The following is a 17,974-nucleotide window of genomic DNA, read 5'->3' on the forward strand; positions in this document are numbered from 1 at the left end:
GATTTTGTTGAAAGTTTTGTATGTAATAGGGGCTCTACCTTACGGTGGTGTGGAGAATCTTCTTTTTGAAACTGTAAATAATATGAAGCATTATGGCGTGACTCCTTACATTGTAAATCTGGCAGGAATAGGTGAGCAGCACCAAGCTTTTGTAAATAGCGGAATAGAGACAATAAGTGTTGGAAAGGGAAATGGATATATAAAAACTCATAGATTAGATACAGCATGGAAACTTAGAAAAATTATCAAGTCAATTGCCCCAGATGTAATACATACTATGCATTTTTCTGCTGATTTTTTCGGACGTTTGTCTGCGTTGTTTATGAATATTCCTGTAATTGTGCATATCCACAATCCTAGAATAGCCGGAAAAATTCACCGGAAGATCCTAAATAGAGCTCTTTCATACAAGACGTCTGCTTATATTTCTGTATCACAGGAAGTTAAAAAACAGGTCGAATTATATCATAATCTTGCTGTTAAGCCAAACAAAGTAATTTATAATGGTATTAATAGAGATAAATTTGCAAACTTACAAAAGGATAAAAACAGTAAGCAGATTTTTGCCTGCGGCAGACTTGTAAAACTTAAAAATTTTGATATTTTAATTAAAGCATTTGGAAAAATATATGATTATCATCCCGATTATCAATTGGTAATTGCCGGCGACGGTCCGGAGAAAAATTCTTTAAAAAAACTTATAAAAGACACTGGTCTTGAAAATAATGTCTTTTTGACTGGCTACAGAACTGATATCCCTTATCTGCTGTCAAAATCCAACATCTTTGTCATGCCCTCGGAAAGTGAAGGTTTTGGAATTGCACACCTTGAGGCAATGTTTATGGGGGTACCGGCCATTATTTCTGAAAATGTCGGGACAAAAGAAATTGCTGCTAACTGTTCATTGATTTGTGATAAAACTGAAGAAGATATTGCAGAAAAAATTGATTTGCTTATTAAAGATAAGAAATTATATGAGAAACTTTCTTTTGAAGCAAAAAGGCTATCGGAAGATTTTACAATTGATAATTATTGTTCTCAGCTTGTAAATTTGTATAACCAAGTGCTAAAAAATGGTTTATAGCATTAATCTTTCTCAAGTCTTTTGTAAACGTATTTTTCTATTTTGTTTTTTGTATAATTATTAGCTTTTAGATTTTGAATGTATTTTCTAAAAATTTTATTTGTGCTTTTATAACCGATAAGTTTTTTTGTGTTTTTAAAAAGGTCATATACTTCCCTGGCTGCCATATATCTGAAAAATTTAAACTGAGAGCTTTCAAAGTCAAAAAGCCATACGTTGTTATCTATTACAACAAATTGTCTCAAGCCCAAGTCCCCATGCCTGACCCCTAAACTGTGCATTTTAGCAACTTTTATAAATGCTTCTTCTATATATTCTATTTTTTTCTCATATTTCATATTTATCAAAAAGCTACCAAGAGGGGTAAAGTCAGCTATTCTATGCATTACTACAACAGCTTTTTTTCTTTTAAAATAAAATTTTAACGTTTTGGCAGGTATTCCGGAAACGCTCTTTTTATAAAGTATTTTTGAAAACAAATATTCCATTACCGGCTTTTTATACTGGTATACATTATTGCAGTAAAAAATTTTATAAAAATTATTTCCTATTGATTTGTTACTTTTTATGATTTTCATAATTTTTGATAAAAAATATTTGCAATTATTCAACTAACCTTTATTATTCTTAAAAAATAAAGGTATCGTATTTTATGACAAAAAGCAAAAAAATTTATCTTTTTATACGCACTTTTTCAGAATATGGTGGTGTGGAAAGGATTTGCTACAGGTTTTACAATTTTTTGAAAAGTAACAATTATGATGTTTATGTCGTTTGCGGTGAAAATAAAAGCAATGTAAATGAAAAGTATATTATACAGACTGGTCTTTGGAGGCCTGGACGTTTTTTAAAGACATTAAGTTTTTTCCTGAAGGCAAAGCATATTTTGCGGAATTTGGATACTGAATACACATTTGCCTTCGGCAAAGTATCTGATTGCAAAATTTTCAGAACCGGTGGTGGATCACATAAAGGATATTTGCGTACATCTATACTTGGTTATCAAAAGATATCTCAAAAATATATAAAACAGATGAAAAGACTTGTTTCACCTGTTAATTATCTTAATCCATGGATCGAAAAAAAGATTTTTAGCAGTGATCAAACAAAATGTTTTGTTGCGATATCGTCGTTTGTAGCAGAAGAGATTAAAAGTGAATTTGACTTAGAGCAATCAAAAATTAAGATAATAAATAATAGTGTAGATATAGAAAAATATAATCCTGACATTAAAGCTAAATACAGGCATTCTATGAGAGGCAGTTTGAATATTTCTGAAAATAATACACTTGTAGGTTTTAGTTCAACCAATTTTGAGCGAAAGGGGTTTGATAATTTGTTGGAAGCAATGAGCCTTTTGCCTGCTGGCTTTCATTTGGCTGTTGCCGGCGGGAGAAGCAGTAAAAAGTATAAAGCTCTTGTTGAGAGTTTACAATTAAATGATAGGATTCATTTCCTCGGTAAAATCGAGGATATGCCTTGGTTTTATGCGGGGCTGGATGTTCTTGCTCATCCTTCGTACCATGATACATTTGCCAATGTAGTTTCAGAAGCACTGGCAATGGATATTCCTGTGGTTGTTTCAAAGCAGACAGGTGCAAAAGATATTGTGATTGATGGTGAAAATGGATCCATACTGCATGATTTGTCACCCTCAACTATTGCTGAGTCAATAAAAATAACAGCACAACTTCAAAATGTCAGAGAAAAAAGCAGTTGCTTAATGACTGATGAAGACATATTTACTAAATATCTTGAACTTCTTCACTCTTAGCTTCCTTTTTTATACAGAACCGGATTGAGATTTGGATCGTTGTACATTTTCATTTGCCTGTAAACTTTGAAAAATTTATTCCCTTTTATTAAATCTTCCATAAGTTCATTTAAACATTTGGACAGGTCATCTTTTTGCATTTGTAAAATTTTGAGCTTTGATTTGCAGCTTTTTATATGTTCTGCTGTCGCATCTTTTCTTTCCGTTTGTTCTTCCATATGATAAATTTTTAACATGTTTATGGAAAGTCTGTCTATTATGCTGCCCGGCGTTTCACTGTTCATTGATGCATTTTCACTTAATTCAATGACTTTTTCAGACAGCAGCTCAGAAATAATTTCATCCACCTCCTCAATCATATTATTACGTTTTTGATTCAGCTTATCTATATTTCTTTTTACCTGGGCTATTTCAGAATCATTCGCATTGGGATCGCGGGCTATATCCTCCTGGTGCCAGAGTTCATAATTATATCTGACTAAAAGAACTATCGCATCATCCAGGCTGCTGTTGAGTGATTGCTGGTTGAAATTATCTTTGATATGCCACTCAGATATTAGTTTGTACATCTTATCTGCCAAGTTGTTTGTATCAATCATAATAACGCCTCTCTTCTTATTATATTGTTAATTTCACTTATTACTCTCTCCGTTTTAATTGATTTCAGGCATTCCAGACCGCATTCAGGATAGACACAGTTTTTCTTGCATCCGGGGTCATGGTCAATCCCTATATTAATATTAGAATTCGGGGGGGTCCAGCCTGCTGCTGATGGTTTGCCGAAAACTGCTACAGTTGGAATGCCCGAAGATATTGCTATGTGCATTGGACCGTTGTCATTGCCTATATGCATCACAGCTTTTTCAAAAACCGCTCTGGTTTCTGCAAGGCTGATAGGTGGATAGAGCGGAAGCGTATCATTGTTCATCATCGATTTTACATCTTCAACGAAATGCTCTTCGCCGGGGCCGTAAATGAAGAGAATTTTTGCATTGTGCTTTTCTATGATATAATCGCAAACTTTTGCAAATCTATCCAATGGCCATACTTTATATGGTTGCCTTGAAACCGGGGATACTGTGATTAACCTGTCATTTTTTTGTGCTCCCAGTGTTGATAACAAATTTGAGGCAGCCACTCTTTCTTTTTCGGAGATAAAAAATTCAATTTTACCGAAATCTGGAGTAATGCAGACAGTTTCTAAAAAGCTGAACTTAGCATATCCTGCATATTTGTATTTGCCAGGTTTAGCAGTTTTTGTGTAAAGAAACCTTCTGGCTTTATGGTATTCTCCTATCCGTTTCTTTGATCCTGAGAGTAAAGAAAACCAACCGGTAGTAGGGTTGCTGTGGAAATCTATCACCATATCATATTTTTCATTTCTTAATCTTAAAATCATTTTTATTTTTTCGAAAGTAGATTTATTTTTCTTAAATGTAATCAATTTATCTATATGGGGATTGTATTGTAAGATTTGATCAGCCGGCGGCTCTGTAAGAAAATGTATAACGGCATCCGGATAAGCTTTTCTCACAGACCTCACAGCCGGAGTGCACATCATAACATCACCGATTCTTCTGAGCTGTATTAAAAGTATTTTCATATATTAACCCAAATAGTATTTGAAAGAGAACTAAAGTATTTTTCACAAAACTTCAAGTATTTTAGATTTCTGAAGTTGAAGTTCAATATTTATTGACACGGCCGGCAGTATCTATAAAATAACTTAACAACCGAGGGGGCTTTATGGATAGAAATTCTAAACTAATGCTTGTTGGAATATTGCTGGTAATAGCTTTTACCGTTTTTATTTATTACAGGTTAAATGTAAGTAAAAACAGCATGAATAATATTGATCAGAAAACAGAGCAATTGTTTTCAAAAGAATTAAAAACTTATAGTTTTGAGAATATAGGGCTCAAAATTAAGTCACCGGCTCCTCTGAAGGAATTGGATTCAGGACTTAATACTAAAAATGAAGCTGTTATAAAAAGTTTCGGTGCATACGGATATAATATGGGTTTTTTCAGTATCAGAGCTTCAAAAGCGGTATTTAGGCAAGAGGGGATGACCAGTTTGTCCCGTATAAAAGATTCTCTGATTCAACAGGTTTCAGGTGTACAGGGAATATCGGCACCTGAATTCAGCTATGAAAGAACCACTTTTTCCGGTATGCAGGCTATGATGATAAGCGGCAAGGCTGATATTGATGATTATAAAAAACAGCTGGGCGTGAGAAGTTTGCTTTTTGTTGATAACAAAACGTTCTGGCAGGTGGTTGTCACTTATGCTAAGGCGGATAAGAGTGTTGCAGATAAAATTAATGAAATAATGGATTCCATTGCGCTGATTAAAAAGTGAAGTCATTGAAAAATAAGCGGTACATTAATCTTCAAATTAAGATAACAGTTCTGGTTTTTGTTATTCTTCTTTCTCTGTCTTATCTTATCGGGCTTTACTTATCCTCAAATGTAAAAAACAAAGCTCTAAGCATTTCTAAAACATATCTTACAAGCCTGCCTTCTCTGATAGATAATTCTATAAATAATTTTATGGTAGCCGGTGACAAAACTGTTGTTAAACAGCTTGTAAAGGAATTGTCTACGGATGAAAATATCATCGGTATTCATATTTTTGATGCGGAAGGTGATATTTCCTGTGCTTTTTCTGACTTTGAATCGCGGTATCCCAACAAATATCTGCATATGATATATTCCAACTATACGAAAAAAGAGACTTTGAAAGAAATTAAATCGGAAAAGATTGACATGCTGGCATATTACAAACCTTACGAAAATAAAAAAGAATGCAGAAGGTGCCACCCTTCCGAGAAAAAGATTATCGGTGTATTAAATATTAATGTTGATATGAGCCAGTTTACAGGAGAGTTAAAATCTGAAGCTAATACTGTTCAGGCTATACTGATGATTTCTGCCTTTGTTTTGGCGGGCCTACTCTCTTATGTTATCAATTATCTCATTACCAGGCCTGTCAGAAAGCTTGAGAATGGGATGAAAGAAGTATCCAACAATAATCTTAACACAACCGTTGAGGTAAATTCCCGGGATGAGCTTGAAAAGCTTGCCGATTACTTTAACCAGATGGTAAAATCTTTGAGAAAAGCAAACAAAGAAATAGATTCATTTCAGAAAAGTCTTATCCATACGGACAGATTAATGACGGTAGGTCAACTTACAGCTTCCCTGAGTCATGAGATAAAGAATCCTCTCAATTCTATCTTTATAACGGCAGATCTTCTTCATGAAAAATGCGAACAGTTTGATGACCCCTATTATACCAGGCTAATAGATAACATTGTAAGTGATTCGGAGAGGATAAGGGATATTATCAGTCAGACGCTGAATTTTTCAAAACTGGACAATTCAGGTTTAGAGGCTGTCCCTATAAAAGATCTTCTGAACAATATCTTAATTTATGCCGGCAGGATACTTTTTGATAATGAGAGAATCAATTTTGAGCTGGATGCAGATGACAGGCTTATGCAGTGTAATTTGAAGGTTAACAAAACGAGTATGGAGCAGGTGTTTATCAATCTGCTGAAAAATGCGGTTGAAAGTATTCCTGATAATGAGGAAGGTGAAGTAAGGCTTGTCATTAAAAGGGATGAGGTTAATTACGTCACTTTTGTTATTAGTGACACAGGAGTGGGAATTCCGGAATCTGTTCAGGATGATATCTTTAATCAGTTTTATACCACCAAAAAGCAGGGCACCGGTCTCGGACTTTCCATTGTGAAGGAGCTTGTTGAATTCCATGACGGTGAAATCTATGTGGAGTCTGAAGAGGGAAAAGGAACAAGTTTCATTGTCAAGCTTCCGGTGGCTGACTGTGAACAGGCTGCTTCCCGTAACGGGGAGCAAAAAAATCATTGATTTTTAAATGGATGAGGTTTATAGGATGTGTGCTGTTTAATGTAGAATATTTTTAAATGCAAGCAAAATTACGCCTTCTCTTCACTAGGCAATCACATATTCTTCGGAGGCATTCTAATTGCAGGAAGGTTATTCTGTTGTTGTACCGGTTTTCAATGAGGAACGAAATATTGCACTGCTTTACAAAGAACTGAGTACTGTATTAAAATCTCTAGATTTGCCTTATGAAATAATTTTCATTGATGACGGAAGTACAGATAACAGCCTACAGGAAATAAAGAGTCTAACGTCAAAAGATGTTTCAGTAAGATACATCTCTTTTAAAAAAAATCTCGGGCAGTCAGCCGCTTTAAAGAGCGGTTTTCAGCATTGCAGATACAGTGTTACAATAACAATGGATTCAGATCTGCAGAATGATCCGGCAGATATTCCCGGGCTTTTGCAATTTTACGGCGAGTATCAGATGGTTAACGGCTGGCGTAAAAATCGGAGAGATAATTTTTCCAAAAAAATCGGGAGCAAAATCGGAAATTTAGTCAGGAATCTGTTTGTTCATGACAATATAAAAGACACAGGATGTTCCCTGAAAGTAATGGATACGGCGATGCTTAAAAGAATAAAAATTTACAAGGGTCTGCACCGTTTTTTACCGGTTTTGATGATGAGTGAAGGAGCAAAAGTAAAGGAGGTGCCTGTTAACCACAGACAGAGAATGCATGGAACTTCAAAGTATAATAACCTCGGAAGGGCTTTTGCCGGATTATATGATTTGATATGTGTCAGATGGATGATAAAACACCAAATAAATGAAGAAATAAAGGAAAAAAATGTCTAAAGCAGAAGTTATTATGCTGACAATAGGCTTTACAGGTCAGTTTATGTTTTTTATGCGGTTTTTTGTACAATGGCTTTATGCGGAAAAGCACAGAAAGAGTATAATCCCGGTGGCGTTCTGGTATTTCAGTCTGGGTGGAAGCTTCTGTCTTTTAACATATGCTATTCTGCGTAAGGATATTGTTTTTATTGTAGGCCAGTCCACGGGATCCATAATATATCTGAGAAATCTTTACTTTATACATAAGGAAAAGGAAAAGAAACTTTATGAAAACGATTAGTAACAAAAATATAGTATTTTTTTTGCTTTTATACTTTTTTGTTCTTTCTCTGCCCGCTTACAACCTGCCTTTATTGGAAACAACTGAAGCCCGTTATGCCGAAGTTGCAAGGGAAATGATTGTTACAGGCAATTATCTGGAGCCTCAGTTTGAGGGTGTAAAACATTTTCATAAACCCCCCTTTGCCTACTGGATGATGGCAGCCGGCATGAAGATTTTCGGTACAAACGGTTTTGGTGTCAGATTTTTTGGTATTGTTGCAGCGGTTTTTTCGGTGTTCTTTCTGTACAAAACCGCCGGACTGTTTTTCAGGGAAAGAGATGACCGGTTTTTAAATTCACTGATTCTGGCATCCTCTCTGCTTTTTCTTGTCATAGCCAGGATTGCATCCACTGATATATATCTGACCTTTTTTACTCTGTCGGCTCAGTATTTTCTGTTTAAACAGATATTTTATGAGAAATCCGTCATTAATGCTTCAATCTACGGGATTCTGCTGGGGCTCGGTTTTATTACAAAAGGACCTATAATATTTCTTTTTACTGTCCTGCCGTATTTGACAGGGAAAATATTTTTTAAATCCCACCGGCAAAATTTTACATTAAAAGAGATTGTATATTCGGTTTTGCTTTTCTCAGCCGTATCACTTCCCTGGTATATAGCTGTTATAGTTAAAAATCCCGATTTGCTGTACTATTTTATTAAAGTGCAGACTGTTGACAGGGTTGCCACCAACAGATTTGACAGGGATAAAGATTTCTATTACTTTTTTATGATATTTCTTGTCTCTTTTTTTCCCCATATCGTGTATTTTATCAAATCGCTTATAAATTTCAGAAAGCTGGAGAGTTTTTTAAAGTCTCAATTTTTATATATTTTGGTACCGTTTATTGTATTTCAGATTTCAGTGAGTAAGCTTGCGACCTATATCCTTCCCTTTTACGGTACAGCCTCTTTGGTCGCATATTATGGGTACAAAAATTTCAGTTCCACCGTTTTAAACAGAACAATAATATTTATTTCATTTATTTTTCCTGCAGCATTGGCTCTTTCGGGATATTTTTATGAACCGTTATACGATTTTCGTTATTATGCCATGTTATGTGCTCTGATTTTGATTGTTTTTCTTTTTTCTCTTTTTAAGCATATTTATAGCTTTAAAAGCTTTTTGACAGGTATCGCTTTCTTTTATATTATGCTTACCTTATTACTCTATCTTTTCATTCCATATATTGGTCCGAACATAAAAGGGTATAAACAAATGAGCCATAAACTTAACAGTATTGATCCGGAAAAAAATATTCAAACACTGCTTTTCAGGACGAGCAAACCTTCTGTATCTTTCTACAGAAATAAGCTTGCAGTGACTGCATTGGAAGATGACAGATATTTCGGTTTTCAGAAAACGGATGAATATGAAAAATATTATTATACATCAGAAGAGCAAGTGCAGCAATTTGTGGGTATCCATGAAATGTTTTTCCTGGTAACAAAGCCGGAAAAATATCTTGACTTTCAAAAGAAGTATGGAACACAATGCGAGGCAGTGTTTGAACAGAGAAAATACTCAGCTTATAAGTGTACCAACAAGGGGTTAAAATGATTGAACTGTTAAGAAAAAGAAGAAGTGTTCGTAAATTTAAGGATGAAAGTATTGAATCGGAAAAAATTGAAATATTGAAAGAGGCGGTTCTCAGGGCGCCCACTTCGAGAAATATCATGCCTTGGGAATTTATTTTTGTTACAGATAAGGATAAATTGAAAAAATTGTCCGAAGCAAAACAGCACGGCTCTGCTTTTGTTGCAGGTGCTCCTTTGGCTGTTGTAGTCTGTGCTGATACAGACAGATCTGATGTTTGGGTGGAAGACTGCAGTATCGCTTCTATAATACTTCAGTTAACCGGGCTTGAGCAGGGGCTGGGCAGCTGCTGGGCACAGATCAGGAATCGTAAGCACAATGAATCTGAATCTGCAGAGGAGTATATCCAAAAATTGTTTGATATCCCTGAGCGCTTTGCAGTGGAAAGTATTATTGCTTTGGGTTATCCCGATGAAGAAAAAGAGCCTGTACCGTATTCAGCTTTGCCGCTGGAAAAAATTCATATGCAAGAATTCTGAATTTCTTTATAACGTAATAGGTAACAAAGATCTATAGTTTTGGTAAACAAAATACTACTTCTTTATTTCACTACTTTACCAGCTGTCCTATTTCCCAAAATCCAAAACCTAAAACCCAAAACCCATATTCAAAGTTTTCTCCTTTAGAAACCATGCGAAAATAATAAGTATTTATAAGGGGGTACAATAAAAAATTAACAATAAATTATGATATATATTTATACTTAAAATACTTTATGATGATTAAGCATGTGGTGCAAATCAACGCAGAAGTTGTGATAAAATATAATTATATTTTTTATTGACTTGTAGGCTAAAAAGAGAGATTATAGTAATATGAATAATAAAACTGTATCCGCATTTAACAAATCTGCTGCAGTAAAGGCCTATATCATAAAAATGATATTTGAGAAGCGCAGCGGCAATATCCCCACTTCCGAAGAGCTTGCCGCGAAATTCGGCGCCAATGTTAACACCGTCAAAAAAGTCATAAAGGATTTAGCCAAAGAAGGCTACATAAAAACAAACAAAAAAGCCGGAACCGCTATAAAGACTCCGATTCCAACAGAGGCTTCCAGCAGTTTCAAGATGTATATGGAAAATCTTATAAGTCTTATAATGGAGATGAAAAGCAGCGGATTGGGCGAAACTGAAGTTGAATCAATTTTTATAAACGCCTTAAGCGAAAACAAGAAAGCCGAAAGCAATATTATTTATATAGATACATCACCGGAATCTTTGATTGTCGGCAAAGCAGAGCTGGAAACCAAGCTCGGATTTAATATAACAACCATGCTTCTTGAGGATTTTCTGCGCAAATACGAGAAGATTAAAGGTGATGACAAGATTTTTATCACCACTTATATCTGTTTCCAGCATCTGGTAAATAGAAATATTAATGAAAATATTATCCCTCTCAAAATTACACCGCCTTTGGACCTGCTGGTGAATTTTGATAAAATACCAATAGATACCAATGTCGTTTCGGTTGTGCTGAGTGAACAGATTCAGGAGCGCATATATGATGTTTACGGCTTAATTCTGGAGAAATTCAGAAATTTTAAGATTTATACTTTGTCTGAAGTTAAAAGAAAGCCCGTTCTGCTGGATAACTGCGATTTGCTGTTAACACTGAAAAGCATTTACAGAGCAAATGAAGAGTATTTTTCAAAAGTTTCAAATGTTATTACCTATAACAGGTTTCATGATGATGAGGGGATCGAGCTGATTAAAAGTTATTTGAAAAGACCATAATTTATGGAGGGTTGGTAATGGAGATCGTAGGTGTTGATACTGGAGGCACATTTACTGATTTTATATATAAGTCGGGAAAAAAATGGGGAGTGTTTAAGCATCTCTCAACTCCCGAAAATCCTGCGGAAGCCGTTCTCGGCGGCTTGAAAAAAGTCCTGAAAAATGAAAATTTTCAGGTGGTTCACGGATCTACTGTGGCGACTAATGCCATACTGGAAAGAAAAGGCGCCAACACTGCTTTAATAACCAATAAAAAATTTGAAGATGTTTTTGAAATAGGCAGGCAGAACAGAAGCGAGTTGTATAACCTGAAATACAGAAGGGAGAATATGCTCGTTCCCGCCACTTTAAGATTTGGTCTTAACTGCAGAATAAATGTGGATGGTGAAGAGATTGAACCTTTTGATGAGCAGGAAGCCAGAAGCATTATAGCAAAGCTGAAACAGGCGGAAGTTGAGTCAGTTGCGGTTTGTTTCCTTTTCTCATATCTGAATCCCGCCCATGAAATCCAAATGGGAGAGCTTCTCAGAGAAGCTGAAATTCCTTTCTCACTCTCACATAAAGTTTTATCAGAGTTCAGGGAATATGAAAGGACATCCACTACTGTGGTAAATGCCTATGTGTCCCCCAAAATGAAAAGATATATAACTTATATCATGCAGAATTTCGGCGGTAATGAATTAAGGGTTATGCAGTCCAACGGCGGAAGTATTTCAGCCGATACGGCAATGGAAGAATCTGTCAGAACCATTCTCTCAGGCCCTGCAGGCGGTGCAGTTGGAGCTTATGAGATAGCAAAAAAAGCGGGTTTTAACAAAATTATTACATTCGATATGGGCGGCACTTCCACCGACGTGGCTCTTCTGGATGAAGGACTGCCCCTTACGATGGAATCCACCATATCCAACTTTCCTGTGAAAGTTCCCATGATAGATATCCATACCGTGGGCGCAGGTGGCGGATCGATTGCATATATTGACAAAGGCGGATCACTAAAAGTCGGTCCTGAAAGTGCCGGAGCCGATCCTGGCCCCATATGCTACGGTAAAGGGAAGGATATAACGGTGACGGATGCCAATCTTTTTCTGGGAAGACTTGTCCCTGAGAATTTTCTGGGCGGCAATATGAAACTTAACACCGATAAACTTAAAAAAAGCTTCGGTGAAATGTCAAATAAAATAAATCTGAGCTCAAACGAAGTGGCTGAAGGTATATTGGCGGTTGCCAATACAGCGATGGAAAGGGCTATCCGGGTAATATCCGTTGAGCGGGGGCATAATCCACAGGAGTTTGCACTCTTTTCTTTCGGCGGTGCCGGTGGAATGCATGCGGTTTCACTTGCCAGACTGTTGAAAATACCAAAAGTTATAATACCGATGAATCCTGGGATTTTATCAGCAATCGGTATGCTTATGGCGGATCTTATAAAAGACTACTCACTGACAGTAATGCTCAAGAATGAAAATATAAGCCGTGAAGAAATAGACAGCAGGTTTGTGCCGATCCAGGGCAAAGCTTATGATGAAATGAGACTGGAGGGGATTGATAAAGAGGATGTTATCATCGAAAAGTATCTTGATATGCGCTATCAGGGACAGTCTTATGAAATACTTGTACCTTATAAAGATGATTTTGAGGATGAATTTCACAGGCTGCATGAGCAAAACTACGGGTATTGTAACAAAAATAAACCTGTTGAAGTTGTAAATATCAGATTAAGAGCCCGGGGAATGCCTGAGAAACCGGTTTTTGAAAAAATACAAAAGGGTGCAAAAAAACCTGAAAGCAAAGCTTATCTGGGAAGCCAGGATGTTGTTTTTGATGGTGAAACTTACCGGACAGCGCTTTATGACAGAAAGGAGCTTAAGAGTGGAAATGTAATAGAAGGAGCAGCTATACTTCTGGAATATTCTTCCACGATTGTTCTGCCGCCTCATTCAAAAGCGGAAGTTGATGATTACGGCAATTTAGTCATCGATACTGAAGGAGGCATTTAATGAAAGTTAATCCTATTCTTTTGGAAGTTTTTAAGAACCGGTTTTCCTCGATTTCCGAGGAAATGGGTGTGACACTTAACAGAACTGCATTTTCACCTAATATCAAAGAAAGAAGGGATTTCTCCTGTGCTGTGTTCGATGAAAACGGCGAAATGGTGGCTCAGGCTGCCCATATACCTGTTCACCTGGGCTCAATGCCTATGTCGGTAAAATCCGCCATTTCAAGCTGTGATTTAAAACCGGGTGATATGGTAATGCTGAATGACCCCTATAAGGGTGGAACTCATTTGCCGGATATAACGATTGTTGCTCCCGTTTTTATCGAAGGGGATAAGCCCAGTTTCTATGTGGCAAACAGAGCTCATCATTCAGATGTAGGCGGGATGACTGCCGGCTCAATGCCGCTGTCCACATCTATATTTCAGGAGGGTGTTATTATACCTCCTGTTAAAATTATGGAAAATGACAAAGTGGACGAAAAATTGATGCAGTTTTTCCTGAACAATGTCCGGACTCCTGTTGAGAGGGAAGGGGACTTCGCAGCCCAGATTATGGCAAATATTACTGGAATCAAAAGGATTAAGGAATTAGTAGAAAAATACAGTGAAGAGACCGTTTGTTTTTACGCTTCTGCGCTTATGGAATATTCGGAAAAAATCACAAAAAATACGATAAAAAATATACCCGACGGAAAATATACGTTTGAAGACTTTATGGATGATGACGGCAAGACAAAGGATAAAATCCCTGTAAGGGTTAATCTTATTATCAAAGGGGACAAGGCTGAGCTTGATTTCCGCGATTCCGGGGATCAGGTTGCCGGCAGTGTGAATGCCGTTTATTCGATAACACTATCTGCCGTTTTGTATGTTTTCAGAGCCTTAACTGAAGAAAATATTCCCACAAATGCCGGATGTCTGAGACCAATAAACGTCAAAACAAAAAAAGGTACAATTGTGGATGCTGAATTTCCCTCTGCAGTTGCCGGAGGAAATGTCGAAACATCACAGAGAATTGTGGACGCCATTCTCGGAGCACTTTCAGAAGCAATCCCGGATAAAGTGTGTGCAGCCGGACAGGGTACGATGAATAATACAGCAATAGGCGGATTTGATAAAAGGAAAAATTCACCCTTTACATATTATGAAACCCTCGGCGGCGGGATGGGAGCATCCAGCGAAAATCATGGAGAAAGCGCTGTGCATTCGCATATGACGAATACCTTAAATACTCCGGTGGAAGCTCTTGAATACAGCTTTCCTTTTCTTGTTACCGAATACTCCATAAGAAAGAATTCCAGCGGAGGAGGTAAATTTAAAGGGGGTAACGGCATGGTCAGAGAAATTAAACTGTTAGCCGATGCCGAAGTCAGTGTCCTTTCGGAAAGACGTTCATTTCCGCCATACGGTTTGTGCGGAGGCAAGCCCGGAAAGTGCGGCAGGAATATTATAATTTCCGGTAAAAGCAGAAAGGAGATGCCCGGCAAATTTCATGCTGAACTGAAAGAAAATGATATAATAAGGATAGAAACTCCTGGTGGCGGAGGTTATGGAAAAATAAAAGGTAAATAAAAGCCACAAAAAAAACAAACAAACGGGAGGTTTGTAATGAAAAGGTTACTTTTGTTCCTAATTTTTACTTGTTTTATCACTTCAGGCGTTTTCGCCGCCGATGTGAAAATGAACCTCAATGCTATTTATGGTCAGAACAGTTTTCATACCCAGGGTGCAATGTATTTTGCCGATTTGGTTGAAGAGTATACCGACGGTAGTGTTGATATTACCGTTCACCCCGGTGGCAGCCTTGGTTTTAAAGGGCCTGAGCTTTTGAAAGCGGTCAAAGATGCCCAGGTACCGATGTCAGACATCCTTATGGGTGTTGTTGCGGGCAGTGAGCATGTTTTTGGTATCAGTTCTCTTCCAAGACTGGCTTCATCATTTGACGAGGCAAAAGAGCTGTATGAAGACACCAAGCCATTGTACAAAGAAGCGGCTGCCAAATGGAACCAAAAGTTTCTCTATGCAGCACCGTGGCCGCCGAGTGGTCTTGTTACAAAAAACAAGGTGGAAACAGCTGCGGATATTAAAAATGCTAAGATAAGAACATATGATAAAAACGGTGCAAATTTTCTCAGGGAATTAGGAGCTGCCGGTATATCTATGCCCTGGGGTGAAGTGTATTCTGCGCTCAGAACAGGTCTGATCGATGGTGTTCTCACTTCTGCCGAATCAGCCAAAAACGGAAAATTCTGGGAAGTATTGGGACATTTCAACAATATTAACTATGCCTTTCCTCTTAATATGGTTACCATTAACAAAGATTACTGGGATTCATTGAGCAATGAACAGCAGAAAGCTATGCTTAAGGCCGCCGCTGAAACGGAAAAACATCAGTGGGAAAGCTCAGAGGCAAAAACCAAAGAAGCACTTGATGTTATTGAGGAGAACGGCATTGTAATATCCCAGCCCAGCGGGAAATTTGCAGAACAGATGGATGCAGCGGCAAAGGTTATTGTAAACAACTATCTTAAGGATGCATCATCAGAGACGGAGAAAGTTCTGGAGAAGTACATTAAATGATCGGGAAGCTAAACGGTTTTGTAAGGAAGGTATCGGATTTCGGTGCCTTCCTTTCTTCAGTATTTATGATTCTGATAACATTGCTGATAGGTCTGGAAGTGTTGCTTCGTTCTGTTTTTGATACCACAACTCACATTTCAACCGAGTACAGTACTTATTTTTTCATAGCTCTTGTTTCATTGGGGCTGGCTTATACTATGAAAGAAAACGGTCATATAAGAATCACACTTCTCACCGGAAGACTGAAAGGCAAAGCAAAAATGATACAGGAAATTTTCACAACTGTTTTAGCTTTAATTATTTCTCTGTTTTTGTTGTATTTTTCTGTATTGATGACTTATGAAACTTATTCATTGGGAATGCAGGCCGACACTGTATCGGAAACTCCGTTGTATATATCTCAATTAGCTATCCCGGTAGGGGTTTTATTATTAACTTTTCAATTAATCGGCAGAATCTTGAGGATAATTTATGATTTCAGATCCACTGATACTTAGTATTGTTCTTTTCGGTTTCATGTTTTTACTTTTGTTTGCCGGCTTGTGGATCGGTTTTTCACTGTTTGCCGCCGGTGTATTCGGCATGTTTATATACGATCTTAATCTTCCTCCTGTACTTTCCATTTGGGATAAGATTGGAAGTCTCATGGCTAATTCCATGTACAACAGTCTTAATTCATGGTCATTAACCGCTCTGCCTCTTTTCATTTTTATGGGCGAAATTCTTTTTAGAACAAAAATTTCCACAAAACTCCTTAACGGACTGGTTCCGTGGTTATCTTCAGTGCCGGGCAAGCTCCTGCATATAAATGTGGTTGCATGCTCCTTATTTGCAGCTGTTTCAGGCTCAAGTGCGGCCACAACTGCTACCGTTGGCAAAATTACGCTTGAGGAGCTAAAAAAACGTGGTTACGACAGGCAATTAGCTCTCGGGTCTCTGGCTGGTGCAGGAACGCTTGGCTTTTTAATCCCGCCGAGTTTAATTATGATTATTTACGGTATACTTTCAGATACATCTATAGGAAAACTGTTTATAGGCGGTATCATACCGGGTGTGATACTGGCTGGTATGTATTCGATTTTCATCATTGTCAGAATTTTATTGAACAGGAATCTGGTTCCCCAATTGAAAGAAAAGTATACATTTACAGAAAAAATTAAAGCTTCTTACGAACTGATACCGGTCTTGTTTTTAATAATTATTGTACTGGGCGGCATATATATGGGGGTAACTACCCCGACAGAGGCTGCTGCAATAGGTGTGATCGGTTCTTTTATACTGGCTGCACTGTTCAAGAATCTTTCATGGGAAAATTTCAAAAGCTCCCTAACAAATGCTGTAAAAACTTCCTGCATGATTTGTTTTATTATAGCAGGTGCCGGATTTTTGTCCCAGGTGGTTGCTTTTATAGGGATAGCCAGAGCACTCAGTGAATTTATAGTATCTCTGGGGCTTAATGCCTGGATGCTGATCCTTATTGTGGGGCTTATGTATTTTCTTTTGGGGATGATTTTGGACGGAATTTCCATTGTGGTTATGACTCTGCCTATAGTTTTGCCAATCGTTTTGGAAGCCGGTTATCATCCGCTCTGGTTTGGAATCTTTCTGGTTATTATGGTTGAACTTTCACAGATAACACCCCCTGTGGGTTTCAGTCTTTTTGTGATCGAAGGTATTTCCGGTGAAAATATTACAACAATTCTTAAAGCCACTTTCCCGTTTTTCATCATTATGGCTTCGATGGTTTTGATTCTGCTCCTTTTCCCTGATGTTGTATTCTTCCTGCCGTCTAAAATGTGATTGGGTGTAATTCGAGGTAGTATGGGTCGTAAAGGCCGTAGGGGTAGTAAAGGCATTAGATAGGTTAAGATGTAATCGTACAAACAACTATATCAACTTCCTAAATATTTACTCCAATAAGCAGAAACGCAGAAATTGTTAATATATAGATAGAGATTCCTCGATTCCACTTCGCTCCACTCGGAAGAATGCCTACGGCTAACACCGGTCTTTTAGACTGGTAAATATGTGTAACATTCTATTTAGCTATCGCTGTTAGACATAAAGTCCTGTCATTTCGAACGAAGTGAGAAATCTCTACTGAAAGAAACGATATAGCAAGCAAATATGCGGGTATGATTAGTCTCACTTAATTCTTCT

General features: G+C 37.3%; 17 protein-coding genes. 14 read left to right on the forward strand and 3 right to left on the reverse strand.

Annotated elements, in window-relative coordinates:
* Positions 1-7: 7 nt before the first annotated feature.
* On the forward strand, positions 8-1,084 hold the full coding sequence (locus UMU13_RS02555; RefSeq protein WP_328216996.1) for a glycosyltransferase: 1,077 nt from the start codon (positions 8-10) through the stop codon (positions 1,082-1,084).
* A 2-nt stretch (positions 1,085-1,086) separates the two neighbouring features.
* Here the strand turns inward: UMU13_RS02555 and UMU13_RS02560 are convergent, their stop codons facing one another.
* On the reverse strand, positions 1,087-1,662 hold the full coding sequence (locus UMU13_RS02560; protein WP_328216998.1) for a lipopolysaccharide kinase InaA family protein: 576 nt from the start codon (positions 1,660-1,662) through the stop codon (positions 1,087-1,089).
* Between the two features lie 74 nt (positions 1,663-1,736).
* Between UMU13_RS02560 and UMU13_RS02565 the strand changes: the two genes are divergently transcribed.
* Positions 1,737-2,858 (forward strand): glycosyltransferase family 4 protein, encoded by a 1,122-nt coding sequence (locus UMU13_RS02565; protein WP_328217000.1) that lies wholly within the window; start codon positions 1,737-1,739, stop codon positions 2,856-2,858.
* On the opposite strand, the gene UMU13_RS02570 is transcribed toward UMU13_RS02565, so the two are convergent.
* Both UMU13_RS02570 and UMU13_RS02575 read right to left on the reverse strand, forming a co-directional pair.
* A complete protein-coding gene (locus UMU13_RS02570) occupies positions 2,855-3,457 on the reverse strand; it encodes a DUF4254 domain-containing protein (protein ID WP_328217002.1) in 603 nt (200 codons plus the stop codon). The two genes, UMU13_RS02565 and UMU13_RS02570, sit on opposite strands and share 4 nt — an antisense overlap.
* Complete coding sequence (locus UMU13_RS02575) at positions 3,454-4,461, reverse strand: glycosyltransferase family 9 protein (RefSeq protein WP_328217004.1); 1,008 nt, start codon at positions 4,459-4,461, stop codon at positions 3,454-3,456. The genes UMU13_RS02570 and UMU13_RS02575 overlap by 4 nt, the downstream gene beginning before the upstream one ends.
* 143 nt (positions 4,462-4,604) lie before the next feature.
* On the opposite strand from UMU13_RS02575, the gene UMU13_RS02580 reads away from it, so the two are divergent.
* From UMU13_RS02580 to UMU13_RS02635, 12 genes are all read left to right on the forward strand, one after another.
* Entirely contained in the window at positions 4,605-5,219 is a 615-nt protein-coding gene (locus tag UMU13_RS02580) for a hypothetical protein (protein WP_328217005.1), read from the forward strand.
* Positions 5,220-5,224: 5 nt separating this feature from the next.
* Complete coding sequence (locus UMU13_RS02585) at positions 5,225-6,751, forward strand: sensor histidine kinase (protein ID WP_328217006.1); 1,527 nt, start codon at positions 5,225-5,227, stop codon at positions 6,749-6,751.
* Positions 6,752-6,869: 118 nt separating this feature from the next.
* Positions 6,870-7,586 (forward strand): glycosyltransferase family 2 protein, encoded by a 717-nt coding sequence (locus UMU13_RS02590; protein ID WP_328217007.1) that lies wholly within the window; start codon positions 6,870-6,872, stop codon positions 7,584-7,586.
* The gene (locus tag UMU13_RS02595) at positions 7,579-7,866 is read left to right on the forward strand and encodes a lipid-A-disaccharide synthase N-terminal domain-containing protein (protein WP_328217008.1); all 288 of its coding nucleotides are present in this window, start codon (positions 7,579-7,581) and stop codon (positions 7,864-7,866) included. The genes UMU13_RS02590 and UMU13_RS02595 overlap by 8 nt, the downstream gene beginning before the upstream one ends.
* A complete protein-coding gene (locus UMU13_RS02600; protein ID WP_328217009.1) occupies positions 7,853-9,469 on the forward strand; it encodes an ArnT family glycosyltransferase in 1,617 nt (538 codons plus the stop codon). The genes UMU13_RS02595 and UMU13_RS02600 overlap by 14 nt, the downstream gene beginning before the upstream one ends.
* Complete coding sequence (locus tag UMU13_RS02605; RefSeq protein ID WP_328217010.1) at positions 9,466-9,984, forward strand: nitroreductase family protein; 519 nt, start codon at positions 9,466-9,468, stop codon at positions 9,982-9,984. Before UMU13_RS02600 ends, UMU13_RS02605 begins: the two co-directional genes overlap by 4 nt.
* 336 nt (positions 9,985-10,320) lie before the next feature.
* Positions 10,321-11,238: a GntR family transcriptional regulator gene (locus tag UMU13_RS02610; RefSeq protein ID WP_328217011.1), complete on the forward strand. Its 918-nt coding sequence runs from the start codon at positions 10,321-10,323 to the stop codon at positions 11,236-11,238.
* A gap of 17 nt (positions 11,239-11,255) precedes the next feature.
* Complete coding sequence (locus UMU13_RS02615; protein WP_328217012.1) at positions 11,256-13,235, forward strand: hydantoinase/oxoprolinase family protein; 1,980 nt, start codon at positions 11,256-11,258, stop codon at positions 13,233-13,235.
* Positions 13,235-14,806, forward strand: a complete 1,572-nt coding sequence (locus tag UMU13_RS02620) for a hydantoinase B/oxoprolinase family protein (RefSeq protein WP_328217013.1) — start codon at positions 13,235-13,237, stop codon at positions 14,804-14,806. The genes UMU13_RS02615 and UMU13_RS02620 overlap by 1 nt, the downstream gene beginning before the upstream one ends.
* Before the next feature lie 36 nt (positions 14,807-14,842).
* The gene (locus tag UMU13_RS02625) at positions 14,843-15,814 is read left to right on the forward strand and encodes a TRAP transporter substrate-binding protein (protein ID WP_328217014.1); all 972 of its coding nucleotides are present in this window, start codon (positions 14,843-14,845) and stop codon (positions 15,812-15,814) included.
* The gene (locus UMU13_RS02630; protein ID WP_328217015.1) at positions 15,811-16,311 is read left to right on the forward strand and encodes a TRAP transporter small permease subunit; all 501 of its coding nucleotides are present in this window, start codon (positions 15,811-15,813) and stop codon (positions 16,309-16,311) included. Before UMU13_RS02625 ends, UMU13_RS02630 begins: the two co-directional genes overlap by 4 nt.
* On the forward strand, positions 16,286-17,614 hold the full coding sequence (locus UMU13_RS02635; RefSeq protein WP_328217016.1) for a TRAP transporter large permease: 1,329 nt from the start codon (positions 16,286-16,288) through the stop codon (positions 17,612-17,614). Before UMU13_RS02630 ends, UMU13_RS02635 begins: the two co-directional genes overlap by 26 nt.
* Positions 17,615-17,974 lie beyond the last annotated feature (360 nt).

Source organism: Flexistipes sp., assembly GCF_036172515.1.
Classification (GTDB): Bacteria; Chrysiogenota; Deferribacteres; order Deferribacterales; family Flexistipitaceae; genus Flexistipes.

Excerpts from the sequence above, each read along its gene's own strand:
- UMU13_RS02560 (WP_328216998.1), bottom strand. The coding sequence starts at position 1,662 with ATGAAAATCATAAAAAGTAACAAATCAATAGGAAATAATTTTTATAAA.
- UMU13_RS02565 (WP_328217000.1), top strand. The coding sequence starts at position 1,737 with ATGACAAAAAGCAAAAAAATTTATCTTTTTATACGCACTTTTTCAGAA.
- UMU13_RS02570 (WP_328217002.1), bottom strand. The coding sequence starts at position 3,457 with ATGATTGATACAAACAACTTGGCAGATAAGATGTACAAACTAATATCT.
- UMU13_RS02575 (WP_328217004.1), bottom strand. The coding sequence starts at position 4,461 with ATGAAAATACTTTTAATACAGCTCAGAAGAATCGGTGATGTTATGATG.
- UMU13_RS02580 (WP_328217005.1), top strand. The coding sequence starts at position 4,605 with ATGGATAGAAATTCTAAACTAATGCTTGTTGGAATATTGCTGGTAATA.
- UMU13_RS02595 (WP_328217008.1), top strand. The coding sequence starts at position 7,579 with ATGTCTAAAGCAGAAGTTATTATGCTGACAATAGGCTTTACAGGTCAG.
- UMU13_RS02600 (WP_328217009.1), top strand. The coding sequence starts at position 7,853 with ATGAAAACGATTAGTAACAAAAATATAGTATTTTTTTTGCTTTTATAC.
- UMU13_RS02605 (WP_328217010.1), top strand. The coding sequence starts at position 9,466 with ATGATTGAACTGTTAAGAAAAAGAAGAAGTGTTCGTAAATTTAAGGAT.
- UMU13_RS02610 (WP_328217011.1), top strand. The coding sequence starts at position 10,321 with ATGAATAATAAAACTGTATCCGCATTTAACAAATCTGCTGCAGTAAAG.
- UMU13_RS02615 (WP_328217012.1), top strand. The coding sequence starts at position 11,256 with ATGGAGATCGTAGGTGTTGATACTGGAGGCACATTTACTGATTTTATA.
- UMU13_RS02620 (WP_328217013.1), top strand. The coding sequence starts at position 13,235 with ATGAAAGTTAATCCTATTCTTTTGGAAGTTTTTAAGAACCGGTTTTCC.
- UMU13_RS02625 (WP_328217014.1), top strand. The coding sequence starts at position 14,843 with ATGAAAAGGTTACTTTTGTTCCTAATTTTTACTTGTTTTATCACTTCA.
- UMU13_RS02630 (WP_328217015.1), top strand. The coding sequence starts at position 15,811 with ATGATCGGGAAGCTAAACGGTTTTGTAAGGAAGGTATCGGATTTCGGT.
- UMU13_RS02635 (WP_328217016.1), top strand. The coding sequence starts at position 16,286 with ATGATTTCAGATCCACTGATACTTAGTATTGTTCTTTTCGGTTTCATG.